The following is a 23,952-nucleotide window of genomic DNA, read 5'->3' as shown; positions in this document are numbered from 1 at the left end:
GCGCGCTTTCGGCTGCGGGCCGGTCCGTGGCTGGTCGCGCAGTTCCCCGCGCCCCTTACGGGGGCGCCCCTGCCCCGTATTGGAAGGCCCCACCCATGACCCTCGCCGACTGCGTCATCCTCGACAACCCCGCGGCCGCCTACGTGGTCCCTGCCCCGGGCCACACCCCCGACGAGGCCCGGCGGGCCGTCGCACCCCTGCCCGCCGTCGCCGTCCGCCGTATCCCGCGCCGCGCCGACGGCAGCCCGGACCTCGACGCCCTGGCCGCCCTCCCGGTCCTCGCCGAGGACCCGGACCGCATCGGGTACGCCCCGGCCACCGCGGCCCCGGCCCGGTTCGCGCCGCTCGACCTCGACGCGCCCGTACTGCCCGCCATGGCAACGGACTTGACACCCACCGACCCGGCCCCGCCCGCCCTGCGCACCGGCCCCGCGTTGCTTCGCGGGGACGTGGACGTGGCCACCGTCACCGAGGCGGTGCTCGCCGCCGCCGAGCGGCACGCCGCGCACGGCGTGCGCGTCATCGCACCCGGCACCGACGCCTACCGCAGCTACCCCGAACTGCTCGACGAGGCCCGCCGGGTGCTCGGCGGGCTGCACGAGCGGGGCCTGCGTGCGGGCGACAGCGCCGTGCTGCTCGTCCCCTCCCTCGACGACTACGTGCTCGCCGTCTGGGCCTGCCTCCTCGGCGGCATCCGGCTGCTCACCGCCGGCATCCCCGACGGCTGGACCACGCGCGGGCCCGTGCTCGACCGTCTGGTGCACGCCTGGGAGCAGCTCGGCCACCCGCTCGTGATCACCGACGACGCCGCGGCCGAGGGCCTCGCCGGCCTGCACACGCTCTACGGCACCGCCCCGCTGCGCACCGCCGCCGTCTCCGAACTCCGGCGCGGCGCACCGGTGTCCGAGGTCCATGCGGCCGCGCCGGGCGACACCGCCGTGCTCGTCATGTCCTCCGGCAGCACCGGCGCCCCCAAGCTCGTCCAGGTCACGCACCGGGCCATCGTGGACAACGCCTGCGCCGCACGCGACGCGGGCCTGATCCGGCCCGGCGAGATCTCCTTCAACTGGCTGCCGTTCGACCACGCGCCGCCGCTGGTGATGTACCTGCTGCGGGACGCCGTGCTCGGCTGCACCGGCATCCACTCGCCCACCGGCTGGATCGCCGAACAGCCGTTGCGCTGGCTGGACATCCTCCAGCAGTACCGCGTCGAGCACACGTGGGCGGCCAACTTCGGCTACCGCCTCGTCGCCGACGCGCTGCGCGCCGCCCCGGAGCGCAGCTGGGACCTGTCCGCGGTGCGCACCGTCCTCAACGCGGGCGAGCAGTGCACCGCGCCCGTCGTGGACGCGTTCCTGGAGCGCACCGCCCCGTTCGGGCTGCGCCGCACGGCCATGATCCACGCGTGGGGCATGGCGGAGACCGCCACCGGCATCTGCTACAAGTTCTACGCCGAGCAGGGCAGTGTGCTGCGGGTCCTGAAGGCCACGCTGGACGGCGAGTTGAGGCTCGCGCCCGAGGGCACCGCGGAGGCGGACGCCTCCGAGTTCCTCAGCATGGGCCCGGCCGCGGCCGGGGCGCAGGTCCGGGTCGTCGACGACGCCGGGCGCGTGGTGCCCGAGGGCGTGATCGGCGCCTTCCAGGTGCAGGCGGCCCGGGTCACCCCCGGCTACCTGGACAACCCGGAGGCCAACGCCGAGGCGTTCCCCGGCGACGGCTGGTTCGACACCGGCGACCAGGCGTTCCTGTGGGACGGCGAGGTCGTCATCACCGGCCGCGCCAAGGAGCTCATCAACGTCAACGGAAACAAATACTTCTGCCACGAGATCGAGGAGCTGTGCGGCCGCGTCGAGGGCGTGGCGAGCGGCTGGGCCGCGGCGTGCGGCGTGCCCGACCCGGTCAGCGGCAGCGAGGTCCTCGCGGTCTTCTTCGTGCCGGAGGGGGAGGGGGACGAACCCGCTGCCGTCGCGGAGCGGATCCGCGAGGCCGTGGCGTCCGCGGTCCGGCTGCCGGTCACGCACGCGGTCCCGCTGACCGCGGCCGACTTCCCGCGCACGACCAGCGGCAAGGTCCAACGGCGCAGGCTCGTCGCCCGGTTCACGGCAGGCGACTTCGAGGAGGCGCTGCGCAGCACGGGCGGCGGCACCGGGACCGAGGTGCCGGACTGCGTGTACGCGCAGGAGTGGGAGCCGGTGGAGGCGCCCGAGGGGGCGGCGGTCGCCGGAGACGGCACGGTGCTGGTCCTCGCCGACGAACTCGGCCTCGCCGACCGGCTGTACGCGGCCGCGCCCGACCGCACGGTCCTGGTCCGGCCGGGGTCCGGCTTCGCGGAGACGCCGGACGGCTACCGCCTGGACCCGATGTCGGCGGACGACTGGGCGACGCTGAGCCGTTCGCTGCGCGAATCCGGCGTCGCACCCCACACCCTGCTCCAGCTGTGGAGCTACCTGGAGACGCCGGACGCGTCCGGCGCGGCGTCGGCGAACGACCGCTGCGGCACGTACTTCGCGACGGCGTGCGCCCAACTCCCCCTCCCCGAGCGGGTGATCACCGTCACCCGTGGCCTGTACCGCATCACGGGCGACGAGGAGGTCTGCTACCCGGCGGCCCTCACCGCCGCCGTCGCGGGCGTCCTCGCCCAGGAGCGCCCGTCCGTGCAGGTGCAGCAGGTGGACCTGCAGGGCCGCTCGGCCGCCGAGGACGCGGACGCGCTGGGCGCCGCCCTCGCCGTCGGTGCCCCGAGCACGGCCTGGCGCGACGGCCGCCCGTACGTGCCGGTGCTGGCCCCCGTGGCCGAGGACCCGCGCCCCGCGGACGCGCTGCGCCGTGGCGGCCGTTACCTGGTCACCGGTGGTGCCGGCGGCGTCGGCGGCACCCTGCTGGGCGAACTCGCCGACCGCTACGGTCTGTCGCTGGCCGTCGTGGGCCGCAGGTCCGCAGCCGAGGTCGGCGACGCGTGGCCGGGCCGGGACGTGTTCTACCGCAGCGCCGACGTCACCGACGCCGCCGCCCTGCAGTCGGCGGTCACCGACGCCGAGGCCCACTGGGGCGCCCCGCTCGACGGCGTCCTGCACCTCGCCGACGCGTACGGCTTCCGGCTGCTCGCCGAGGAGACCCCGGAGCACTGGGCGCAGGCCGTGGCCGCGAAGACGGCGGGCACGCTGCACCTGGCCGAGCTGTGCCGCCGGCGGCCCGGCGCCCACCTGGTCGTCTTCACCTCCCTGGTGGGCCAGCTCGGTTCGGCGGGCTGTGCCGCGTACAGCGCCGGCAACGCGTTCGCCGACGCGCTCGGCGAGCACCTGCGCCGGTCGGGCGTCCCCGTCCACACCCTGGCGTGGGGCCTGTGGCAGGCAACGGGCCTCAACCGCGACAACCCGTACGAGGCCGCCGTGCGCCGCCGCGGCGTCCTGTCCCTCGCCCCGGCCGAGGCGGCCGTCCTGGCCCGCGTCGCGCTGCGGCTGCCGCCGGGCGCGTACGGCGTGGGCCTCGACGGCACGTCGGAGGAGCTGCGGGGCCGGGTCCGGACGACGGAGGGGCTGGCCCTGGAGGAGCCGTACCTCGTGCACGGCGATGCGGCGGCCGAGGTGACCGACGTGTTCGGCCGCCCGGTGTCGGTGCAGCCGCGGACGCGCCCGGCGGAGGACGGTGCGCAGGAGGCGGCGGACATCCCCGCGGACCTGCTGCGCACCGTGCGCGAGGTCTTCGAGTCGATCGCCGGGGTGCCGGTGCCGGGGGACACCCCGCTGTTCCGGGTCGGCCTGAGCTCCATCCAGATGCTCCAGGCCCACGCCCGGCTGGAGGCCGCACTCGGCCTGGGCTTCGAGCGCAGCGCCCTGTTCCAGAACCCGTCGGTGCCGGCGCTGGCCCGGCACCTGGCGGGGGTGCGGTAACACCCCGGGTGCTTGCGGTGGCGCAGATCTTCAGGACACCGGCGTGTCGGTGAAGGTCTGCGCCACCGGACGGGGCTGTGCCGACATGCGGGATCGACGGGGCCGGGGGAGGCTGAGCCTGTTCCTACGCAGGAGGTGTTCCATGCTGAGGCGCAGACACTCCGCCTCGACCGCCGTCGCCACCGTCGTCGTGCTGGCGCTGCCGTTGTTCACCGGGGCCGGGACGGCGCACGCCGCCGATTCGCGAACCGGGAAGCATCATCATCCGACCAAGGGCCAGATCAAGGCCTTGTTCGACCGCTGGAACGCGGCTCTGGCCAGCGGCAATGCGAACCGCGTCGCGAACCTGTACGCCCCCGACGCCGTGCTGCTGCCGACCGTCTCCTCCGAGATCCGCTACACGCGGGCGGCGCGGGTCGACTACTTCAAGCACTTCCTGGAGAACAAGCCGGTCGGCCGCATCCAGGAGCGCCGCATCAAGATCCTGAGCCGTGACGATGCGGTCGACACCGGCCTTTACGAGTTCACGCTGACCAACAAGGACGGCAGCAAGTCCAAGGTCGACGCCCGTTACACGTTCGTCTACGAGTGGTGCCGGGGCAAGTGGCTGATCGTCAACCATCATTCCTCGGCGGTGCCGACGGGATGACATGGCGAAAGGCCCCGGGGACGGTCGGTGTCCCCGGGGCCTTTCGTGAGTGGGTGGTTGGTGGCGGGCTCACGCCATCCAGGTTCCGTCCCGCATGACCAGGCGGTCCCGCATCTCCGACAGGCTGCGCCAGGCCAGGATCCGCTGCGGCCGGAGGCGTACGCCGATCACGCCCGGGACCCGGCGCGGGTCCATCGGGAGCGAGGCGAAGAGCGCGGAGGTGCGCTCGTCGGCCTCCTCCGGCTCGATGAACTCCGGCTCGGCGTCGACGAGTACGACGTCCCGGGCCGTGCCCAGGGCCACCCGGGCCAGGCCGCCGCCCTGCAGGTTGCGTACCGTGCGGCTCGTGCGGCGGGTCAGGATCGTCAGGCATGCGCCGTCCCACGCGTAGGCGAACGGCACGAGGTGCGGGCGGTCCGCGTCGGCGGAGGCGAGCCACAGGTGGCGCTCGTTCTGCAGGAGCGCCAGGACGTCCTCCCGGCGCTGGGCCACGGAGCGAGGGGGTTCGGAAGGGGGCGGCATCATGACGTACTCCGGATACGGGTGAGGCGTTCGAGGGCGGGGACGGCGGAGAGCGGGGCGGGCTGGGCCTGCATCTCGTCGTGCAGGCGGGCGGCGGCGTCGCGGTGGACGTCGCCCTCGACGAGGGCGGACAGGGCCCGGGCGATCGCGGGGACCAGGTCGTCGGTGCCGGCCGGGCGCAGCATCAGGCCGGCGCCCGTCGCCGCGACGCGCTCCGCCGTGAAGATCTGGTCCGGCAGCTGCGGCAGCACGAGCTGCGGCACTCCGGCGGCCACGGCGGCCAGCGTGGTGCCTATGCCGCCCTGGTGCACGACGGCTGCGCAGGTCGGGAGGAGGAGGTGCAGGGCGAGGGACTCCACCACGCGGACGCCGTCGGGGACGTCGCCGAGTGCCTCCCGGTCCTTCGGGTCCAGAGCCACCACGATCTCCGCGTCCAGGGCGCGGGCGGCCTCCACGACCACCGGCGGCAGGAACCGCTGGTCGCCCTTGAGCGCCGTCGTCGTGCGGCCGAAGGTGACGCAGATGCGGCGCCGGCTGCCCGGCGGGCGCGGGGGCCGCAGCCAGTCGGGGAGGACGGCCGGGCCGTTGTAGGGGACGTGGCGGATGCGGGCCCGGTCCACATCCGCGGGGACCTGCATGCTCGGCGGGCACGGGTCCACCGTGAGGTCGCCCAGGACGTTCACCCCGGGCAGGCCGAGGCGCCGCGCCGTCGGGGCCAGCAACTCCGGCATGAGGCCGTGCACTTGGTAGGTCAGGTCGACGCCGTGCAGGTGTCGTACGGCCGGGATGCCCAGGACCGCTGCGGCCAACGGGCCCGCGTAGCTGGTGGGTTCGTACAGGATCACGTCCGGGCGCCAGGAGCGGCCCAGGGCGATGACGTCGTCCACCATGGCGTCGGCCCGGTCGGCGAAGATGCCGAAGACGCGGGAGACCTTCTCCCGTTCCGCGGGGCTGAAGCGTTCCGCGCCCGCGCCGGGCGGCGGCGCCTCGGGCACACCGGTGTGGTCGAGGCCGCGCAGCCGGCGGCGGTGCAGTTCCGCGTGGTCCAGGTCCTCGCCCGCGGCGGCGAAGACCATCCCGGAGTCGGTGACGGTACGGGCCAGCGCGGGCTGGCTGGCCACGCACACCTCGTGGCCTTCGGCGCGCAGTGCCCACAGCGTGGGCACCAGTGGCATGTAGTGCGAGGGCCACGCCCAGGTGACGACGAGGACGCGCATCAGTGGATCAACCTCTCAGAACGATGGAAAGACCGGAACGGCGGTCACCAGGTGACCGGGACCTCCAGGAAGCCCTCCAGCAGGGCGCCCTCCTGGCGGCGCAGGTCGCGTGCCGGGACGGCGAGTTGCAGGTCCGGGAAGCGGCGCAGCAGGGCCTCGACGGCGATGGCCAGCTGCACGCGGGCCAGGGTGGCGCCGATGCAGAAGTGCGGGCCGAGGCTCAGCGTGAGGTTGGGGTCCGTCCTGGTGATGTCGAAGGTGCCGGGGTCGGCGAAGACCGACGGGTCCTGGTTGGCGGAGTCGACGGCGGGGATGACGCTGCTGCCGGCGGGGACCACGGCGCCGCTGGGCAGTTCGACGTCCTCGGTGGCGTAGCGCAGCATGGACACGGACGAGCCGACCAGCTTCCAGCGCAGTGCCTCCTCGACGGCCTGCGGCACGAGCGACCAGTCGGCGCGCACCTTCTCCAGCTGCTCGGGGTGGCTGAGCAGCATGGCGACGGTGCCGGCGAGCTGGGTGGCGGTGGTCTCGTAGCCGACGAGCAGCAGCAGGCGGGCCCACCAGTGCAGTTCGTACTCGGTGAGGGTGCCGTCCTGCTCGTCGCTGACCCTGATCATGTCGCTGATGAGGTCGTCGCCGGGCCGTTCCCGCTTGGCGGCGATCAGTTCGGCGATGTAGCCGCTCATCTCCTGCATGGCGGCGCGGATCTCGGGGCCGGTGAAGCGGCTCACGGAGAGGAAGGCGTCGGTCCAGCCGCGGAAGCGGTCCATGTCCTGCTCGGGCACGCCGAGGAGGGTGGTGATGACGCGGATGGGCAGCGGGAAGGCGAGCGTCTCGCACAGGTCGACGGGGCCGCCGCCGCCCTTGGCCTCCATGGTGTCCAGCAGTTCGTCCACAGTGCTGTGGATGAACGGGCGCAGCTTCTCGACCCGGGCGGGGGAGAAGGCCCGCAGGACCAGGCGCCGCACCCGGGTGTGCTCCGGCGGGTCCGGGTCCATCCGGCTGTCCTGGAACATGCTGTTGCCCTTGGAGATGCGGGCGGCGCCGGGCCGGTTGAGGTTACGGCTGATGCGCTGGTCGACCAGCAGGGCCCGGACGTCCTGGTACCGGGTGACGAGCAGTGCGTCGTCGCCGCTGGGCAAGGTGACCGGGACGACGGGCTCCTCGCGGATGCCGGCCAGTTCGACGGGCTGCTCCAGCGCCGCCGGGCGGTGGAAGGGGTACGGGCAGCGCGCGGGGGCGGTGGTCATGGCGTGACTTTCCTTGTAGTGGCCGGTCACCAGGTGACCGGCACCTCCTCGAAGCTCTGGAAGAAGGCGTCGTCCTTGCGCCGCAGGTGCTGCGGGCAGGCGGCCAGGCGCAGGTCCGGGAAGCGGCGCAGCAGCCGTTCGATGCCGACCTGGAGCTCGACGCGGGCCAGCGGGGCGCCCAGACAGAAGTGGCGTCCGGTGCTGAAGGTGAGCTGGCGCGGCCCGGAGCGGGAGATGTCGAGGTCGGCGGGGCAGGCGAAGGCCTCGCCGTCGGTGTTGCCCGCCTCCAGGGCCGGGATGATGCTCGAACCCTGCGCGATGTGCGTGCCGTTGAGGTCGATGTCCTCGGTCACGTAGCGCAGCATCGACAGCGACGAGCCGACGACCTGCAGGCGCAGGAGTTCCTCCACGGCGCGCGGCATGAGGGACCAGTCGGCGCGCAGCTTCTCCAGCTGCCCGTCGTGGGTGAGCAGCAGCACGGTGCCGCCGGAGAGCTGGCTGGCGGTGGTCTCGTAGCCGGCGAGCAGCAGCAGCGTGCACCACCAGTGCAGTTCGTCGTCGGTGAGCCGGCCGTCGTCCTCGTCCCGGACCGCGATGAGGTCGCTGATGAGATCGTCGCCGGGCTGCTCGCGCTTGGCGGCGATCAGTTCGCGCATGTAGTCCCACGGCGGGGCGCTGGTGTCGCCGAACTGCTCGCGGTCCGCGGCGGGCACGCCGAGGAGTTCGCAGATGACCTGCACGGTGAGGGGGAAGGCGTAGGCCTCGTTGAGGTCGACGGGACCGCCCTGCGCGGCCATGGCGTCGAGCAGGCCGTCGGCGATCTCGGCGATGCGCGGGCGCAGCTTCTCGACCCGCGCGGCCGTGAACTCCTTGTTGATCAGCTTGCGGACCCGGGCGTGGCCGCCGGGCCGGGCCGGGACCTTCTTCTGGAAGACCTTGTCCTTCTTGGCGGTCATCCGGGCCATGCCCGGCCGGTTGCGGTCCTTGCTGACCCGGGGGTCGGCCAGCAGGGCGCGGATGTCCTCGTAGCGGGTCAGCAGCAGTGCCTCGTCCCCGCTCGGCAGCGTCACCGGCTGCACGGGGCACCGGTGCACGGTGGCCAGTTCCTCGGGCTGCCCGGTGGCCGAGGGCCAGGCGAAGGGGTAGTCGAGCGGCGGACGGGTCGTCATGGGTGCTCCCAACTCGTGGTGGACGTACGTCAGAAGACCGGGCGGGCCTCGACGATGGCGTGCGGGGGAGCGGTCTCGGTGACGGCGACGAGCTCGAAGCCGGCCTCGGCCAGCAGCTCGCGCCACTGCTGCTCGCTGCGCTCCTTGCCGCCCAGGCTGACGCCCATGGCGATGTCCATGGCCTTGCTGAAGTGCCAGCCGTCACCGGCCGGGACGACGGCCTCGACGATGAGGACGCGCGCGGCTGCCTTGTTGTCGTTTTCCGCCATCGCGGCGCGGATGTTGCGCAGGATGCGGATGCTGTCCTCGTCGTTCCAGTCGTGCAGGATCGCCTTGAGGACGTACGCGTCGCAGCCGCCCGGAATCGACTGGAAGAAGTCGCCGACGACACACTCGGCACGGTCGGCCACACCGGCGGCCTCCAGCACGGGCGCGGCGCCCTGGACGGCCGACGCCTGGTCGAAGAGCAGGCCCTGGACCTCGGGGTGGGCGCCCAGGATGGCGGAGAGCAGACGGCCCTGGCCGCCGCCGATGTCGGCGACCTTGCCGAAGCGGCCGAAGTCGAAGACCTCGGCGGCGCGGATGGCCTTCTCGCTGACGCCGGTCATGGCGCGGTGGAAGGTCTGCGCCCACTCCGGGTGCTGCTCCATGTACGGGAACCAGCCCTGGCCGCCACGGTACTTGGGGCCGGTGGGCTCGCCGGTGCGCAGGGTGTCGATCGCGTCGCCGAAGCAGTTCCAGATGCTGGTCTCGCCGTACATGGCGGCCAGGTCGCGCAGCGAGCCGGGGACGTCGGTGCGCAGCAGCTCGCCCATCGGGGTCAGGCCGTAGACGCCGTCCGCGGTCTCGGTGAAGACGCCCGCGGAGCCGGCGGCGCGCAGGAAGCGGTAGAGCATGTCGGCGTCCATGCCGGTCGCCGACGCGAGCTCGGCCACCGGGCGGGGGCCGTCCGCGAGGAGGTCCGCGACGTCGATGCGGGCCAGCGTGCACACGGCGGCGGCCACCATCTTGCCGCCGAGCAGCTGCAGCATCTGCTGGTGCGGGTTGGCGGTCGCGGGGGCGGAGAGCTGTGCGCTGTCCAGGGTGTCGGTCATGTCCTGTGCTCCTCGTGGGTTCTTCCTCGGTGGCGCCTCGATGCTGGGACCGGGTCCTCGAACGCCGCTCGGCCGGCGCTCGGCCCGCGCCGTGCGGACCGCTTGCCCACCCGAGCCGCGGTCCACCGGGGCTCGATCCCGCAGGGTGACGATCACCGGGCAACGGCGAAGGGAGAAAACCGTCATGGCGCACCGCACGCTGATCGTCGCGCGGCTCGACCCGGCTCACGAGGAGCGGGTGGCAGAGCAGTTCGCCAGGTCCGACAGCAGCGACCTGCCCCACCTGGTGGGCGTGTCCCGGCGGACCCTGTTCAGCTACCAGGGCCTGTACTTCCACCTGATCGAGGCCGAGCAGGACATCCGTCCCGGCCTGGCGCAGGTCCGCGAACACCCGCTGTTCCAGGAGGTCAACCGGGGCCTGGAGCCGTTCGTGAAGCCCTACGACCCGTCCTGGCGGGAGCCCGCCGACGCCATGGCCCGGACCTTCTACAGCTGGTCCGCGTGAGCAAGCAACCGCCGTCTGTTCAAGGAGCATCGATGACCGCCAAGGTGGCCCTCGCCGACATCGCCCCCAACCGCCGCCGCGGCGGCGACGTCCGGGTCGTCCTCGGGCCGCAGACCGCCGGAGCCACTTCGGGCTTCCTGGGCGTGCTGGCGCTGGAGCCGGGCGAGTCCGTCTCCGAGCACTACCACCCGTACTCGGAGGAGTTCCTGTACGTGACCCGGGGCGCGCTGACCGTGCTGCTCGACGGGGAGCCGGTGGAACTGGGCACGGACGAGGGCCTGTTGGTGCCCATCGGCGTCCGGCACCGGGTGGAGAACCGCAGCGGCGCCGCGGCCACCGCCGTCTTCCAGCTCGGCCCGCTGGCCCCGCACCCGTCCCTGGGCCACGTCGACACCGAGCCGCTGCCCGGCGCCGACGAGCCGCACCCCGGCATCGGCGGTCCGGCGGGCTGCCCGGCAGGTGAGCACTGATGACCGCCCCCACCGGCCGCCGCACCGCCGCGATCACCGGGATCGGCGCCGTCGCCCCCGGCGGCACCGGCACCGCCGCGTACTGGGACCTGCTCACCGCGGGCCGCACCGCGACCCGCCCCATCACCCTCTTCGACACCACGGGCTTCCGCTCCCGCATCGCGGCCGAGTGCGACTTCGACCCGCTCGCCGCGGGGCTGGACGCCCGCGAGGTGGACCGGCTCGACCGCTCCGCGCAGTTCGCGCTCGTCGCGGCCCGCGAGGCCATGGCCGACAGCGGGCTGTCCTTCGCCGCCCTCGACCCCGGGCGCACCGCCACCTCCATCGGCACCGCCGTGGGCTGCACCGCGGCCCTGGAGGAGAACTACGTCAAGCTCAGCGCGGGCGGCAGCGGTTGGCGCGTGGACCCGACGCCCCCCAACCCGTACCTCTACGACCACCTGGTGCCCAGCAGCATCGCCGCCGAGGTCGCCCGCGCCGCGGGCGCCGAGGGCCCGGCCGCGGTGGTCTCCACCGGCTGCACCTCCGGCATCGACGCCGTCGCCCACGGCATGCGGCTGATCGAGGAGGGCGTCGCCGACGTCGTGATCGCCGGTGCCACCGAGGCGCCCGTCTCGCCGATCAGCGTCGCCTGCTTCGACACCATCAAGGCCACCTCGGCCAACAACGACGACCCGGCGCACGCCTCCCGGCCGTTCGACGCCCGCCGCGACGGCTTCGTCATCGGCGAGGGCTCGGCCGTGTTCGTCCTGGAGGAGGCCGGCGCCGCACGCCGCCGCGGCGCCCGCGTCTACGCCGAACTCGCCGGCTACGCGGGGCGCGGCAACGCCTTCCACATGACCGGACTGCGCCCGGACGGGCGGGAGATGGCCGAGGCCATCGACGTGGCGATGCGCCGCGCCGGGGTGAACCCGGACGACATCGACTACATCAACGCGCACGGCTCCGGCACCAAGCAGAACGACCGCCACGAGACGGCCGCGTTCAAGCGCAGCCTCGGCGAGCACGCCTACCGGGTGCCGGTCAGCTCCGTGAAGTCGATGATCGGCCACTCGCTGGGCGCCATCGGCGCCCTGGAGATCGCCGCCTGCGCGCTGGCGATCGAGCACGGCGTGGTGCCGCCCACCGCCAACCTGGAGGTCCCCGACCCGGAGTGCGACCTCGACTACGTCCCCCGCACCGCGCGCGAGCAGCGCCTCGACGTGGTGCTGACCGTCGGCAGCGGTTTCGGCGGCTTCCAGAGCGCCATGCTGCTCGCCCGTCCCGGCGAGGTGACCCGATGACCGCCAGCGCATCCACGACACGTGCACTGATCACCGGAATCGGCGCGATCGCCGCCAACGGCCCCGGCACCGAGGAATGGTGGCGGGCCACCCTGGAGGGCCGCAGCGGCCTGTCCCGGATCACCGGCTTCGACACCACCGGCTACCCGGCCGTCGTGGCCGGCACCGTCGACGGCTTCGACGCCGCCGCCGGCAACATCCCCGGCCGGCTCGCCGTGCAGACCGACCGCTGGACCCACTTCGGGCTCGCCGCCGCCGAACTCGCCTTCGCCGACGCGGGGCTGGACCCGAAGGAGCTGCCGGACTACCACCTGGGCGTGGTCACCGGAAGCTCCTCCGGCGGCAACGCGTTCGGGCAGCGCGAGATCGAGAAGCTGTGGTCCCGCGGGCCGCAGGCGGTCGGCGCCTACCAGTCCATCGCCTGGTTCTACGCCGCGACCACCGGTCAGCTGTCCATCCGCAACGGCGGCCGGGGCCCCTGCGGTGTCCTGGTCTCCGAGCAGGCCGCGGGTCTCGACGCGCTCGGCCAGGCCCGCCGGACGCTCGCCGCCGGCGACGCCCGCGCGGTCCTCACCGGCGGCACCGAGGCCCCGCTGTCCCCGTACGCCCTGGTCTGCCAGGGCGCGAGCGGAAACCTGTCGGCCGAGCCCGAACCGGCGCGCGCCTACCGCCCGTTCGCCGCGGACGCCACCGGCTGGGTGCCCGGCGAGGGCGGCGCGATCCTCCTCGTCGAGGACGAGCGGGCCGCCGCCGAGCGCGGCGCGGAGAAGAGCTACGGGTACCTCGCCGGGTACGCGGCCACGTTCGACCCGGCGCCCGGCACCGCCCGCCCGCCGGCCCTGGCCCGCGCGATCCGGCAGGCCCTGGCCGACGCCGGGCTGCAACCGGCCGACGTGGACGCGGTGTTCGCCGACGCGGCCGGGGTGCCCGAGCAGGACCGGGCCGAGTCCGCCGCGCTGGCCGAGGTCTTCGGCCCGCACGGGGTGCCGGTCACCGCGCCCAAGTCCATGACCGGCCGGCTCTACGCGGGCGGCGGCTCCCTGGACGCCGCGGCCGCCCTGCTGGCCCTGCGCGACCAGGTGCTCCCGCCGACCGCCGGAACCGGTGAGCCGGACCCGGCGCACCGCATCGACCTGGTGACGGACGGGCCCCGCGAGGCCCGGCTGCGCACCGTCCTGGTGCTCGCCCGCGGCACCGGCGGCTTCAACTCCGCCGTGGTGCTGCGCAGCACCCGGGACTGACCCAACGTCAGAACTCTTGTGACGGAAGGAATCACGATGAACGACTTCACCCTCGACGACCTCCGCGGCGTCCTGAACCAGGCCGCCGGCGAGGACGGCTCCTTCACCTTCGGTGACGCCGACGCCGGCCTCACCTACGGCGAGCTCGGCTACGACTCCCTGGTGCTGCTGGAGGCCGCCGCCGTCATCTCCGCCGGCTGGGGCGTCCAGGTCCCGGACGAGGCCGTCGACATCGCCGCCACCCCGCGCGGCACCGTCGAGCTGGTCAGCGGCATGCGCGTGGCGGTGCCGGCATGAGCGGCCACACCGACAACCGGATCGTCATCGACGCGCCCATCGACGTCGTCTGGCGCCTGACGAACGACGTGGCCTCCTGGCCGCAGCTGTTCACCGAGTACGCCGCCGCGGAGATCCTGGAGCAGACCGAGGACATGGTCCGCTTCCGGCTCACCAAGCACCCCGACGAGAACGGCACCGTCTGGAGCTGGGTCTCCGAGCGGCACCTGGACGCCGAGGCCCGCGAGGTCCTCGCGCACCGCGTGGAGACCGGCCCGTTCGAGTTCATGCGCATCCGCTGGTCCTACCGCGAGGTCGAGGGCGGCACCGAGATGCGCTGGGTGCAGCACTTCCGCATGAAGCCCACCGCCCCCGTGGACGACGCGGAGATGACGCGCCGCATCGACGCCGGCACCGCCGGGCAGATGCCGCACATCAAGCAGCTCGTCGAGGCCGAGGCGCGGCGCCTGGCCGGAGCGGCGGCATGACCGGGGCCGCCGCCGTCCTGGCCCCGCTCGCGGTGGTCGGCAACGGCGTGGCGGCCGGGATCATGCTCTCGACGGTCATCGGCGTCGCGCCGTTCTTCCTGGCCCTGCCGTACGAGAACTACGTGCGGGCCGTGCAGTTCATGCAGCCGCGCTTCGACCCGATCATGCCGCTCACCAACGGCGGCGTGCTGGTCCTGGACGCGGTGCTGGCCTTCACCTCCGGATCCGGAACGGCGCGGGCGACGTTCGCCGCCGCGGCCGTGCTGCTCGCCGCCGTGATCGCGATCTCGGTGACGCGCAACGTGCCGGTCAACAAGTACGTGCTGGCGCTCGACCCGCGGCACACCCCCGAGGACTGGGAGCGCACCGACCCGCGCCGCCGCTGGCGCCTGTGGAACGCGATCCGCACCTCGCTCTGCCTGGCCGCTTTCGCGGTGAACGTGGCGACGGCCGTTTCCCTCGCCTGATCTTCGTGCCCCGAAGGGGCGCGGGGCTGTCGACATATGCGGCTCCGCCGCGTGGGCGCGAGCAACCACGACGCGCCCGCAGTCGAAGGGGCGCTCAACTCACCTTCCTTCTAACGAAAGGCACTACCGTGGGGATCTCCCTGACGGGCAAGAAGGTCCTGGTCACCGGCGGAAGCCGGGGCATCGGCCGCGGCGTCGTGCTGGCGCTGGCCGAGGCCGGAGCCGACGTGATCACCTGCTACCGCGAGCACGGCGAGCACGTGGACGAGCTGGTCCGCATCCTGGCGGACACCCCCGGCGAGCACCACGTCGTGCGCGCCGACGTCGGCACCGCGGAGGGTGTCACCGCCCTGCTGGAGGAGGCCCGCACCCGCTTCGGCCGCCTCGACGTGGTCGTCAACAACGCCGGTGTGATCAGCCACATCCCGTTCGCCGAGCTCCCGCTGGCGGAGTGGCACCGGGTCCTGGACACCAACCTCACCGCCTCCTTCCTCGTGGTGCAGGGCGCGCTGCCGCTGCTCGGCGACGGCGCCTCCATCGTCAACATCGGCTCCCGGGTCGCCACCGTCGGCATCCCGCTGCGCTCCCACTACACCGCCGCCAAGGCCGGCACCGTCGGCCTGACCCGCTCGCTCGCCAAGGAGCTCGGCGGCCGCGGCATCCGCGTCAACACGGTCGCCCCGGGCGTCATCGCCACCGAGAAGGAGCTGTCCCCGGAGATCATCGCCCGCTACGAGGGCATGACCGCGCTGCGCCGCCTGGGCCGCCCCGAGGACATCGCCGGCGCCGTGCTCTACCTGTCCAGCGACCTCGCCCGCTACGTCACCGGCGAGACCATCAACGTCGACGGAGGAATCTGATCATGACTTTCCGCGTGATGCTGCGCATGGAGATCCACCCGGGCCGCGAGGCCGAGTTCGAGCAGGCCTGGCTGGACGGCGCCGACGTCATCAACCGCCAGCCCGCCAACCTGGGCCAGTGGCTCTCCCGCAGCGCCGAGGAGACCGGCGTCTACTGGATCGTCAGCGACTGGACCGACGAGCCGGGCTTCCGCACCTACGAGCTCAGCGACGAGCACCTGGTCCACCGCAGCCGCCTGCACCCCTACCGCGCCGCGGGCACCATGACCACGATGACGCTGCTCCACTCGCTGGACGGCGCCGCCGCCCGGGTCGCCGCGTGACCGGCACCGTCCGGGTCCTGGTGCACTGCCAGGCCCCCGAGGACGGCGGCGAGGACGCCGTGATGTCCGCGTACCACGCCATCAGCGAGCGCCTGGCCGGCACGCCCGGCCTCCTCGGCAACCAGCTGATGCGCTCCGTGCTCGCCCCCGGCGAGTTCACGGTGATCAGCGAGTGGGCGGGCATGGCGGAGTTCCTGGCGTGGGAGCAGGGCCCGGACCACCGGGACGCCACCGCGCCGCTCCGCCCTTACCAGGACCACAGCCGTGGCCGCTCCTTCGGCGTCTACGAGGTCGTCGGAGCGCACTGACCGAACGGAAGGAAGGGACCCCGTGTCCACCACCTATCCCCGGGACGTGAGTTCCGCAGTCGCCGTCCCCGTCCGGCGCCCCGAGAAGGCGGAGGCAGGGCCCGGCATGGGCCGCCGGGCCCTGCGCGCCGTGGGGCGCGCCCTGTTCGGCGTCGGCATCTGCTCGCCGTACTTCCTGGCTGTGCCGGTCGAGTCGGACGAGAGCTGGATGCACTCCGCCGACTGGTGGTCCGTGGGACTGCCGGTCACCCGCCCCTTCGGCCCCGACCGCCGCTTGTTCACCGAGGACGCCTGACCGCGCCCTGAGGCGTCGCACTCCCCAGCCCCCTCGTGGGCAACTCCCTTTCACAGGAAGGCCGCCGTGACGTACATCCAGCCGCTCGACCGGGTGCGGCTCGCCGACACCCCGCAGGTGGGCCGCAAGGCCGCGGTGCTGGGCGAGCTGGCCTCGGCCGGCTTCCCGGTGCCGGACGGCTTCGCCGTCCGCGCCGATGCGCTCGAACACATCCTCACCGCCGCACCGGACGACGGCACGCCCGTCGTCGAGGTGATCGCCGGGGCCGCGCTGCCGCCCGGCCTCGACACCGAACTCGCCGCCGCGTACGAGCTGTTGGGCGCCGGTCCGGTCGCGGTCCGCTCGTCCGGAGCCGACGAGGACGGCGGCGAGGCCTCGTTCGCCGGACAGTTCGACTCGGTGCTCGGCGTGCAGGGCGCCGAGGAACTCGTGGCGGCCGTGCGCCGCTGCTGGGCCTCCGCCTTCTCCGAGCGCATCACCGCCTACCGCGGCGGCGCGGCCGCGGGCCGCGTCGGCGTGCTCGTCCAGCGCATGGTGCCCGCCGAGGCGGCGGGCGTCGCGTTCACCGTCAACCCGGTCACCGGCGCCGCCGACGAGATCGTGGTCAGCGCGGTGCGCGGCCTGGGCGACCGGCTCATGGAGGGCACCGCCACCCCCGACGAGTGGACCGTGCGCGACGGCGCCGCCGAGCACCGCTCGGGCGCCGAGGAGGCCCTCCCGGCCGAACGCGTCCTGGCCGTCGCCGCGTTGGCCGAGCAGGTCGCCGCGCACTTCGGCGCCCCGCAGGACGTCGAGTGGGCGGTCGCCGACGGCGCCGTCGCCCTGCTCCAGGCCCGCCCCGTGACCGTCGCCGGCGACGGCGTCGAGCAGATACCGGTCGAGGCCGAGGTGCCCAAGGAGGGCTTCTGGGTCCGCTACGCCCAGGCCGAGCGCCCGTGGACCGCGCTGCAGCGCTCGGTCTACCGGCCGGTGCTGGACGCCTCCGCGGGCGGGGTGTTCGCCTTCGGCAACGGGATGCGCCCGCACTTCCGGGAGATCGGCGGCTGGCCCTACCAGTGCCTCGTCGCCCCGCCCGGCGAAGGCGCCGCGGAGCGCGCCGAGCGGATCGGCCGCGAGGTGCGCGACGGGCTGCCCCTGGAGCTGGTGCGGCGCTGGGACGAGGAGTGGAAGAAGGGCCTCGCGGCCCGCATCGAGGAGCTGCGCGCCGCCGACACCGCGCTGCTCGACGACGCCGGGCTCGCCGCCCACCTGCGCACCCTGCAAGGCTTCTTCGCCGAGGTCCACGAACTGTACTTCCGGCTCACCGGCGCCAGCATCGTGCTGCTCGGCGAACTGGGCCTGGCCTGCCAGGAGTTGCTGGAGTGGGCGCCGGACCAGGTGCTGCGGCTGCGCGGCGGCCTGACCGGCGACCACGTTCCGGCCACCGCCACCCTCGGCGAGCTGGCCGCCGCGGCCGCCGCCGACCCCGCGGTGCGCGCCGAGCTGGAGCGGCCCGAGGGGGCCCGCCCCGAGGAACTGCGCACCGCGTCCCCCGCGTTCGCCGATGCCTTCGAGGCCTACCTGCGGGCGCACGGCCACCGCACCCCCGGTTTCGAGCTCGGCGATGCGACGCTCGCCGAGCAGCCCGAGACCGTCCTCAACCTGGTCCGCGCCCAGCTGGAGCGGCCCTTCGACCTGGCGGCGGAGCGTGCGGCGCTGGAGGCCCGTACCGCCGAAGCCGTGACCGAGGCCGGGCAACTGCTGGCCGGGCGGCCGGAGTCCGACCGGGAGCGGTTCCGCCGCGCCCTGGACGCCAGCATGGCGAGCACCGCGGTGCGCGACGAGAAGGTCTACTACGCCGTCTCCGTCTGGGCGTTGCTGCGCTACGCGGCCCTGGAGGCCGGCACCCGCCTTGCCTCCCGCAGGCTGCTCGCCCGCGCCGAGGACGCCCTGCACCTGGAGTTCGCCGAGTTGCAGGCGGAGCTCACCGCCCCGACCGGCCAGGACCTCACCGAGCGGGTCCGGGTGCGCCGCGGGCAGCACGCCTGGGCCACGGCCCACCCGGGACCGCGCTTCCACGGCGACCCGGCGGCGGCCCGGATGGGCGTCGACACCGAGGGTCTGTCCGAGGACGCCAAGTACGCGCAGCGCGTGGGCGGCTGGTCCATGGGCCTGTGGGGCGGCCCCGGCCGGCAGGGCGACGACGGCGAGGGCACGCTGCGCGGCACCGCCGCCTCCCGCGGCCGCTACACCGGCCCGGCCCGCGTCGTCGTCTCCGTCGCCGACTTCGGCAAGCTGCGCCGCGGGGACGTGCTGGTGTGCCCGGAGACGACGGCCCAGTGGTCGGTGCTCTTCCCGGCCATCGGCGCGCTCGTCGCGGACCGCGGCAGCCTGCTCTCCCACCCGGCCATCCTGGCCCGCGAGTACGGCATCCCCGCCGTGGTCGCCGCGGGCGAGGCCACGACCGCGCTGGCCGACGGGCAGCTGATCGAGGTCGACGGCACGGCCGGCACCGTCCGGGTGCTGGGCACGGAGGCGGCCCGGTGACCGCGCCCGGCCGCATCGACCTGCACCACCACGCGATCGTCCCGAAGATCGCCCGGCTGATGCGGGACGCCGGGGTCCCGTTCACGCTGCCGTGGTCCCTGGAGCAGTCCTTCGACGTGATGGGCCGCTCCGGGGTGCAGACCGCGGTCGTCTCCAACGCCATCCCCGACTTCTTCGACGGCCCGGAGGCGGCGGGAGCCTTCCACCGGGCCGCCAACGAGGCGGTGGCCGAGCTGGTGCGCGACCACCCGGACCGGTTCGGCCTGTTCGCCGCGGTGCCCATGCCGCACCGGGACGCGGCGCTGGCCGAGTGCGCGCACGCCTTCGACGTGCTCGGCGCCGACGGGGTCGTGCTGGCCCCGCAGGCCGCAGGCAAGTACCTCGGCGACCCGCTCTTCGACCCGCTGTTCGCGGAGCTGGACCGGCGGCGCGCCGTGGTGCTGGTGCACCCGCAGCAGCTGCCGGGCGGCCCCGCCGACGGCATCCCGTACCACCTGGCGGACTTCCTGCTGGACACCGTCCGCGGCGCGCTCGGCCTGATCCTCTCCGGCGCCCTCGACCGGTACCCGCACATCGAGTTCGTGCTGTCCCACGCCGGAGGCTTCCTGCCGTACGCCGCGTTCCGCGCGGAGCGGCTGGCCCACGCCTCCGGCGCCGCCGACCGCGAGAAGGTCGCGGCCGGCATCAAGCGGTTCCACTACGACCTGGCGCTCTCCGCGCCGTCCGCCCTGCCCAGCCTGCTCGCCGCGGTCGGCCCCGAACGGGTCGTCTACGGCAGCGACTGGTGCGCCGTGCCGGAGGAGGCCGCGGTCGACAACGCCCGTGCCCTGGACGCCGGCTGGCCCGGCGCGACCGAGGAACAGCGGCGGCTGGTCGACCGGGACAACGCCCTGCGGCTGCTGCCCGGACTGGCCGCCCGGATCGCCCACGACCCGATGACCCATGACCCGATGAAGGAGAGATCATGAAGGCTCTCGTGCTGGCCGGGGGCAGCGGTACTCGCCTGCGCCCGTTGAGCCACTCGATGCCCAAGCAGCTCGTCCCGGTCGGTGACCGCCCGGTGCTGTTCCACTGCCTGGACGCCCTCAGGGAGGCCGGGATCACCGAGGTCGGCGTCATCGTCAGCGTCGGCCCCCGCGGGGACGAGATCCGCCGCGCCGTCGGCGACGGCGCGGAGTTCGGGCTGCAGATCACGTGCATCCCGCAGGACGCCCCGCGCGGCCTCGCGGACTGCGTGCGCATCGCCCGCCCGTTCCTCGGCGACGACGACTTCGTGATGTACCTCGGCGACAACATCCTCGCGGGCGGCATCGCCGCGCACGCCGAGGAGTTCCGGCGCACCCGGCCCGCCGCCTCCGTGCTGCTGACCCGCGTCGCCGACCCGCGCTCGTACGGCATCGCCCAGCTCGCCGAGGACGGCAGGGTGACCCGGCTGTGGGAGAAGCCCGCCGAGCCCGTCGGCGACCTCGCCCTGACCGGCGTGTACTTCTTCACCCCGGCCGTGCACGAGGCCGTCGCCTCGATCGGGCCCAGCGCCCGCGGCGAACTGGAGATCACCGACGCCCTGTCGTGGCTGGTCGACGCCGGACAGGACGTACGCGGCGAGGTGTTCCCGGGCTACTGGAAGGACACCGGCCGCATCGAGGACGTCCTGGAGTGCAACCGGGTGCTGCTGGACCGCCTGGAGGCGGACTGCCGGGGCCTGATCGACCCGGACAGCATCATCGTCGGCAACGTCGTCGTGGAGCCCGGGGCCACCGTGATCCGTTCCACGCTGGTCGGGCCCCTCGTGGTCCGGGCCGGCACGGAGATCCGCGACAGCCACGTCGGCCCGTACGTGACCCTCGGCCGCGACGGCGTGCTCGACCGCGCGGGGATCACGGACTCCATCGTCATGGACGAGGTGAGCGTGGTGGACGTGCGCGGCATCCACGGCTCCCTCATCGGCAGGCAGGCACGCGTGCGCCAGGCCGCGGCACCCGCGAGCGGGCACCGTCTGGTCCTCGGCGACCACACCAGGATCGAGGTCGTGGCATGAAGGTTCTCGTCACCGGCGGCGCCGGTTTCATCGGCTCCCACTACGTGCGCAGCCTCCTGGAGGGCCGGTACCCGGCGTTCGCGGACGCGCACGTGACCGTGGTGGACAAGCTCACCTACGCGGGCACCACCACCAGCCTGCCGCTCGGCCACGACCGGCTGGACTTCGTCCGGGCCGACATCTGCGACCCGCAGTTGCAGGACGTCGCCGCCGGGCACGACGCGGTGGTGCACTTCGCCGCCGAGTCCCACGTCGACCGCTCGCTGACCGGCGCGGCCGAGTTCGTCCGCACCAACGTGCTGGGCACCCAGAACGTCCTGGAGGCCGCCCGCGCCGCCGGGGTGCCGCGGGTCGTGCACGTCTCCACCGACGAGGTGTACGGCAGCATCGCGGAGGGCACCTGGACCGAGGACAGCCCGCTGGAGCCCAACTCGCCCTACGCCGCCTCGAAGGCGGGCTCGGACCTGGTCGCCCGCTCCTACTGGCGCACCCACGGCCTGGACGTGTCCGTCACCCGCTGCTCCAACAACTATGGGCCGTACCAGTTCCCGGAGAAGGCGATCCCCCGGTTCGTCACCAACCTGCTGGACGGGCTGGACGTGCCGCTCTACGGCGACGGCCGCAACGTCCGGGAGTGGCTGCACGTCGACGACCACTGCCGGGCGATCCAGCTCGTCCTCGAAGGCGGCCGCGCCGGGCGCGTGTACAACATCGGCGGCGGCACGGACCTGACCAACCGCGAGCTGGTCGACCGGATCCTGGACCTCACCGGGGCCGGCCCGGAGCGGATCCGGCACGTCGCGGACCGCAAGGGCCACGACCTGCGCTACGCCCTCGACGACACCCGCATCCGCGAGGAACTGGGCTTCACCAACGAGATCCCGTTCGAGGAGGGCCTCGCCGCGACGGTGGCCTGGTACGAACAGAACCGCGGATGGTGGGAGCCGCTGAGGGAGCGCGCGGAGGTGCCGGCCTGACGGGGCGCCCCGTAAGGGGCGCGGGGCTGTGTCGATATGCGGCTCCGCCGCGTGGGCGCGACCGGCCCCCACCGGCCCGCAGCCGAAACACCCGCCCCTACGGGATCCAACCCGCTTCCTGCGCAATCCGAATCGCATCGACCCGATTCCGGGCCCCCGTCTTGGTGACCACCGCCGTGAGGTAATTCCGCACCGTCCCCGCGGAGAGATACAGCTTGGCCGCGATCTCCGACGCCTCGGCGCCCTGCGCGGCCAGCCGCAGCACCTCGGTCTCCCGCTGGGACAGCGGGTTCTCCCGGCAGTCCCAGGCGGACAGCGCCAGCTGCGGGTCGATCACGCGGCGCCCGGAGGCGACCTGGCGGATCGCCTCCGCCAGCCGGTCCGGCGGGGCGTCCTTGAGCAGGTAGCCGCTGACGTGCGAGGCCAGGGCGCGCCGCAGCGTGCCGGGGCGCCCGAGGCTGGTGAGCATCAGCGTCCGGCAGCTCGGCAGCTGCTCGTACAGCTGCGCCGCCGCGGTGAGCCCGTCGGTGCCGGGCAGGTCGACGTCGAGGACGGCGACGTCCGGGCGGTGCTGCAGCGCGGTCGGGACGATGAGGTCCCCGTGGTCGACGTCGGCGACGACCTCCATGTCCGGCTCCAGGCCGAGCAGGGCCACCAGGGCCCCGCGGATCATATGGACGTCCTCGGCGAGCAGGATCTTCAGTGCGGGCATGAGCCCTCCCCCGTGTCGTGTCGGCCGGTCCGGTGCCCGTCCGGATCAGGCCGCCGTGGCGGTGGCCGCGGTCGTGTGGTGCTCGGTCGCCCCGTCCATGACGCCCAGTTGGCCCGTCGGCTTCACCGGGGCCTCGGCGACGAGGTGGAAGCGCCCGCCGTCGCGGACCCCCGCGGTCAGCGAGCCGCCGACGGCACCGACCCGCAGGGCCAGGTTGCCCAGGCCGCTGCCGCTGTTGGGCGCCGGGTCCTTGTAGCCCGGCCGGACGCCGTCGTTGACGATGGCCAGCCGCACCACGCCGTCCTTCTCGACGGCCTCGACGGTGCAGCGGCGGACGGTGCTGTGCCGCAGCACGTTGGTGACGCCCTCGCGCAGCACGGTGGCGAGGACCGTCTCCACCCGCGGGTCCACCTCGTCGACGGACACGGTGACCTCGGCCTCGACCTCGGCGGCCCGCAGCACCGAGCGCGCGGAGGCGCACTCCTGCTCCAGGTTCATGTCCCGGTACCCGCTGGCCACCAGACGCACGTCGGCGAGCGCCTGACGGGAGATGTCGAGGACGGCCGTGACCTCCTCCTCGGCCCGGTCCGGGTGGCTGCGCAGGGTGCGGCGGATCAGCTCGCTCTTGAGCGTGACGGCGGAGAGGCTGTAGCCGAGCAGGTCGTGCAGGTCGCGGGCGAAGCGGAGGCGTTCGTTGGCGACGGCCATGCGGGCGAGTTCACCGCGGGTGGCGTGGACCAGGGACACCAGTTCGGCGAGCCGTGAGAGGCCGAACACCATCAGCCCGGTGAGCAGCGAGGACTCGCACATGTAGAACGTGTCGCCGAGGCCGATGTGGTGCGTGAGCGGGTAGACCAGCATGGTCACGCCGACCAGGGCGAAGAGCGGCCAGGCGACGCGGCCGGACAGCAGGAGCAGCAGGGAGCCGGCGAGGAATCCCGCCATGGCTCCCCATGCCCAGTGGTAGACGATCAGCGGCAGATAGGTGAGGGCGGCCTGGAGGCTCAGCGTCAGGACCCGCTGCCGCCGCGGGGCCTGGCTGGCGCCGGGGGCGGAGTGCCGCAGCTGCAGGGCGAAGATCGCCGTGAGCCCGATGACGGCGAGGATGAACGGCCCGCGCTCGATGTGCTCCTTGCCCAGGTTGAGCATGGTCATCACCAGGAAGGAGCCCAGCACCACCAGGAGAATGGCGCGGGCGAGTCTCGGCGCGGGGACGGCCGCCATGCCTGCGGCGCCGTCCCCCGAGTGCGTGCTGGTGGCTGATTTCATGCTCCCCGTTCCCCCGTGCGGCACAATTGTGCGGGCCGTCTCCGGATCATAGGACAACAGGGTGTGAGCGGATCAAGAGGGGTTTTGCGGGTCCTGTCCCGTCTTTGGCATTGCTTTTCCGTA

At 73.8% G+C, this 23,952-nt stretch carries 24 protein-coding genes; 17 read left to right on the top strand and 7 right to left on the bottom strand.

Annotation, left to right across the window (positions count from 1 at the left end; all coding sequences use genetic code 11):
- Window positions 1–95 precede the first annotated feature (95 nt).
- Entirely contained in the window at window positions 96–3,890 is a 3,795-nt protein-coding gene (locus ACMATS_RS18185; protein ID WP_414168472.1) for an SDR family NAD(P)-dependent oxidoreductase, read from the top strand.
- A 142-nt stretch (window positions 3,891–4,032) separates the two neighbouring features.
- On the top strand, window positions 4,033–4,539 hold the full coding sequence (locus ACMATS_RS18180) for an SgcJ/EcaC family oxidoreductase (RefSeq protein ID WP_391150136.1): 507 nt from the start codon (window positions 4,033–4,035) through the stop codon (window positions 4,537–4,539).
- Window positions 4,540–4,608: 69 nt separating this feature from the next.
- Here ACMATS_RS18180 and ACMATS_RS18175 read toward each other — a convergent pair whose 3' ends face one another.
- From ACMATS_RS18175 to ACMATS_RS18155, 5 genes are read right to left on the bottom strand one after another with little or no spacing between them, the layout of a single operon-like run.
- The gene (locus ACMATS_RS18175) at window positions 4,609–5,031 is read right to left on the bottom strand and encodes a pyridoxamine 5'-phosphate oxidase family protein (protein WP_390777070.1); all 423 of its coding nucleotides are present in this window, start codon (window positions 5,029–5,031) and stop codon (window positions 4,609–4,611) included.
- 29 nt (window positions 5,032–5,060) lie between these two features.
- Window positions 5,061–6,278, bottom strand: coding sequence for a nucleotide disphospho-sugar-binding domain-containing protein (locus tag ACMATS_RS18170; protein ID WP_414168470.1), 1,218 nt, complete (start codon window positions 6,276–6,278; stop codon window positions 5,061–5,063).
- A gap of 44 nt (window positions 6,279–6,322) precedes the next feature.
- Window positions 6,323–7,528 (bottom strand): cytochrome P450, encoded by a 1,206-nt coding sequence (locus ACMATS_RS18165; protein WP_414168469.1) that lies wholly within the window; start codon window positions 7,526–7,528, stop codon window positions 6,323–6,325.
- A 26-nt stretch (window positions 7,529–7,554) separates the two neighbouring features.
- Window positions 7,555–8,697, bottom strand: coding sequence for a cytochrome P450 (locus tag ACMATS_RS18160; RefSeq protein WP_390777067.1), 1,143 nt, complete (start codon window positions 8,695–8,697; stop codon window positions 7,555–7,557).
- 29 nt (window positions 8,698–8,726) lie between these two features.
- Entirely contained in the window at window positions 8,727–9,791 is a 1,065-nt protein-coding gene (locus ACMATS_RS18155; protein ID WP_390777066.1) for a methyltransferase, read from the bottom strand.
- Between the two features lie 184 nt (window positions 9,792–9,975).
- Between ACMATS_RS18155 and ACMATS_RS18150 the strand changes: the two genes are divergently transcribed.
- The 15 genes from ACMATS_RS18150 to rfbB all read left to right on the top strand — a co-directional run bounded on the left by ACMATS_RS18150 (window position 9,976) and on the right by rfbB (window position 21,848).
- Window positions 9,976–10,296, top strand: coding sequence for a TcmI family type II polyketide cyclase (locus tag ACMATS_RS18150; protein ID WP_336410518.1), 321 nt, complete (start codon window positions 9,976–9,978; stop codon window positions 10,294–10,296).
- A 32-nt stretch (window positions 10,297–10,328) separates the two neighbouring features.
- A complete protein-coding gene (locus ACMATS_RS18145) occupies window positions 10,329–10,766 on the top strand; it encodes a cupin domain-containing protein (protein WP_390777065.1) in 438 nt (145 codons plus the stop codon).
- Window positions 10,766–12,049, top strand: a complete 1,284-nt coding sequence (locus ACMATS_RS18140) for a beta-ketoacyl-[acyl-carrier-protein] synthase family protein (protein WP_390777064.1) — start codon at window positions 10,766–10,768, stop codon at window positions 12,047–12,049. Before ACMATS_RS18145 ends, ACMATS_RS18140 begins: the two co-directional genes overlap by 1 nt.
- Entirely contained in the window at window positions 12,046–13,290 is a 1,245-nt protein-coding gene (locus tag ACMATS_RS18135; protein WP_414168468.1) for a ketosynthase chain-length factor, read from the top strand. Before ACMATS_RS18140 ends, ACMATS_RS18135 begins: the two co-directional genes overlap by 4 nt.
- A gap of 36 nt (window positions 13,291–13,326) precedes the next feature.
- On the top strand, window positions 13,327–13,587 hold the full coding sequence (locus tag ACMATS_RS18130) for an actinorhodin polyketide synthase (protein ID WP_390777062.1): 261 nt from the start codon (window positions 13,327–13,329) through the stop codon (window positions 13,585–13,587).
- Window positions 13,584–14,054: an SRPBCC family protein gene (locus ACMATS_RS18125; RefSeq protein ID WP_414168467.1), complete on the top strand. Its 471-nt coding sequence runs from the start codon at window positions 13,584–13,586 to the stop codon at window positions 14,052–14,054. The genes ACMATS_RS18130 and ACMATS_RS18125 overlap by 4 nt, the downstream gene beginning before the upstream one ends.
- On the top strand, window positions 14,051–14,521 hold the full coding sequence (locus ACMATS_RS18120) for an anthrone oxygenase family protein (protein ID WP_414168466.1): 471 nt from the start codon (window positions 14,051–14,053) through the stop codon (window positions 14,519–14,521). The genes ACMATS_RS18125 and ACMATS_RS18120 overlap by 4 nt, the downstream gene beginning before the upstream one ends.
- Window positions 14,522–14,649: 128 nt before the next feature.
- Window positions 14,650–15,381 (top strand): SDR family NAD(P)-dependent oxidoreductase, encoded by a 732-nt coding sequence (locus ACMATS_RS18115; RefSeq protein ID WP_390777059.1) that lies wholly within the window; start codon window positions 14,650–14,652, stop codon window positions 15,379–15,381.
- A 2-nt stretch (window positions 15,382–15,383) separates the two neighbouring features.
- Window positions 15,384–15,704 (top strand): antibiotic biosynthesis monooxygenase family protein, encoded by a 321-nt coding sequence (locus tag ACMATS_RS18110; RefSeq protein ID WP_391150122.1) that lies wholly within the window; start codon window positions 15,384–15,386, stop codon window positions 15,702–15,704.
- Window positions 15,701–16,012: an antibiotic biosynthesis monooxygenase family protein gene (locus ACMATS_RS18105; protein WP_336410527.1), complete on the top strand. Its 312-nt coding sequence runs from the start codon at window positions 15,701–15,703 to the stop codon at window positions 16,010–16,012. The genes ACMATS_RS18110 and ACMATS_RS18105 overlap by 4 nt, the downstream gene beginning before the upstream one ends.
- Before the next feature lie 22 nt (window positions 16,013–16,034).
- On the top strand, window positions 16,035–16,307 hold the full coding sequence (locus tag ACMATS_RS18100; protein WP_390777057.1) for a hypothetical protein: 273 nt from the start codon (window positions 16,035–16,037) through the stop codon (window positions 16,305–16,307).
- Window positions 16,308–16,373: 66 nt separating this feature from the next.
- Window positions 16,374–18,833, top strand: a complete 2,460-nt coding sequence (locus ACMATS_RS18095; protein ID WP_414168465.1) for a PEP/pyruvate-binding domain-containing protein — start codon at window positions 16,374–16,376, stop codon at window positions 18,831–18,833.
- Window positions 18,830–19,801: an amidohydrolase family protein gene (locus tag ACMATS_RS18090; protein ID WP_391150116.1), complete on the top strand. Its 972-nt coding sequence runs from the start codon at window positions 18,830–18,832 to the stop codon at window positions 19,799–19,801. The genes ACMATS_RS18095 and ACMATS_RS18090 overlap by 4 nt, the downstream gene beginning before the upstream one ends.
- Window positions 19,798–20,871 (top strand): glucose-1-phosphate thymidylyltransferase, encoded by a 1,074-nt coding sequence (locus tag ACMATS_RS18085; protein WP_390777054.1) that lies wholly within the window; start codon window positions 19,798–19,800, stop codon window positions 20,869–20,871. The genes ACMATS_RS18090 and ACMATS_RS18085 overlap by 4 nt, the downstream gene beginning before the upstream one ends.
- Window positions 20,868–21,848 (top strand): dTDP-glucose 4,6-dehydratase, encoded by a 981-nt coding sequence (gene rfbB / locus ACMATS_RS18080; protein ID WP_414168464.1) that lies wholly within the window; start codon window positions 20,868–20,870, stop codon window positions 21,846–21,848. The genes ACMATS_RS18085 and rfbB overlap by 4 nt, the downstream gene beginning before the upstream one ends.
- 97 nt (window positions 21,849–21,945) lie before the next feature.
- Here the strand turns inward: rfbB and ACMATS_RS18075 are convergent, their stop codons facing one another.
- A complete protein-coding gene (locus ACMATS_RS18075; protein ID WP_390777052.1) occupies window positions 21,946–22,560 on the bottom strand; it encodes a DNA-binding response regulator in 615 nt (204 codons plus the stop codon).
- 45 nt (window positions 22,561–22,605) lie between these two features.
- Window positions 22,606–23,829 carry a sensor histidine kinase gene (locus ACMATS_RS18070; protein WP_390777051.1) on the bottom strand — a complete coding sequence of 408 codons (1,224 nt, stop codon included), beginning with the start codon at window positions 23,827–23,829 and terminating at the stop codon, window positions 22,606–22,608.
- Between the last annotated feature and the right edge of the window lie 123 nt (window positions 23,830–23,952).

It is taken from the genome of Streptoverticillium reticulum, assembly GCF_047456005.1.
Lineage (GTDB): Bacteria > Actinomycetota > Actinomycetes > Streptomycetales > Streptomycetaceae > Streptomyces > Streptomyces reticulum.
The sequence above is the reverse complement of the archived record's forward strand: the minus strand, read 5'-3'. Positions and strand labels throughout refer to the sequence as shown.

Excerpts from the sequence above, each read along its gene's own strand:
- ACMATS_RS18185 (WP_414168472.1), top strand. The coding sequence starts at position 96 with ATGACCCTCGCCGACTGCGTCATCCTCGACAACCCCGCGGCCGCCTAC.
- ACMATS_RS18180 (WP_391150136.1), top strand. The coding sequence starts at position 4,033 with ATGCTGAGGCGCAGACACTCCGCCTCGACCGCCGTCGCCACCGTCGTC.
- ACMATS_RS18170 (WP_414168470.1), bottom strand. The coding sequence starts at position 6,278 with ATGCGCGTCCTCGTCGTCACCTGGGCGTGGCCCTCGCACTACATGCCA.
- ACMATS_RS18165 (WP_414168469.1), bottom strand. The coding sequence starts at position 7,528 with ATGACCACCGCCCCCGCGCGCTGCCCGTACCCCTTCCACCGCCCGGCG.
- ACMATS_RS18160 (WP_390777067.1), bottom strand. The coding sequence starts at position 8,697 with ATGACGACCCGTCCGCCGCTCGACTACCCCTTCGCCTGGCCCTCGGCC.
- ACMATS_RS18155 (WP_390777066.1), bottom strand. The coding sequence starts at position 9,791 with ATGACCGACACCCTGGACAGCGCACAGCTCTCCGCCCCCGCGACCGCC.
- ACMATS_RS18150 (WP_336410518.1), top strand. The coding sequence starts at position 9,976 with ATGGCGCACCGCACGCTGATCGTCGCGCGGCTCGACCCGGCTCACGAG.
- ACMATS_RS18145 (WP_390777065.1), top strand. The coding sequence starts at position 10,329 with ATGACCGCCAAGGTGGCCCTCGCCGACATCGCCCCCAACCGCCGCCGC.
- ACMATS_RS18140 (WP_390777064.1), top strand. The coding sequence starts at position 10,766 with ATGACCGCCCCCACCGGCCGCCGCACCGCCGCGATCACCGGGATCGGC.
- ACMATS_RS18135 (WP_414168468.1), top strand. The coding sequence starts at position 12,046 with ATGACCGCCAGCGCATCCACGACACGTGCACTGATCACCGGAATCGGC.
- ACMATS_RS18130 (WP_390777062.1), top strand. The coding sequence starts at position 13,327 with ATGAACGACTTCACCCTCGACGACCTCCGCGGCGTCCTGAACCAGGCC.
- ACMATS_RS18125 (WP_414168467.1), top strand. The coding sequence starts at position 13,584 with ATGAGCGGCCACACCGACAACCGGATCGTCATCGACGCGCCCATCGAC.
- ACMATS_RS18120 (WP_414168466.1), top strand. The coding sequence starts at position 14,051 with ATGACCGGGGCCGCCGCCGTCCTGGCCCCGCTCGCGGTGGTCGGCAAC.
- ACMATS_RS18110 (WP_391150122.1), top strand. The coding sequence starts at position 15,384 with ATGACTTTCCGCGTGATGCTGCGCATGGAGATCCACCCGGGCCGCGAG.
- ACMATS_RS18085 (WP_390777054.1), top strand. The coding sequence starts at position 19,798 with ATGAAGGCTCTCGTGCTGGCCGGGGGCAGCGGTACTCGCCTGCGCCCG.
- rfbB (WP_414168464.1), top strand. The coding sequence starts at position 20,868 with ATGAAGGTTCTCGTCACCGGCGGCGCCGGTTTCATCGGCTCCCACTAC.
- ACMATS_RS18075 (WP_390777052.1), bottom strand. The coding sequence starts at position 22,560 with ATGCCCGCACTGAAGATCCTGCTCGCCGAGGACGTCCATATGATCCGC.
- ACMATS_RS18070 (WP_390777051.1), bottom strand. The coding sequence starts at position 23,829 with ATGAAATCAGCCACCAGCACGCACTCGGGGGACGGCGCCGCAGGCATG.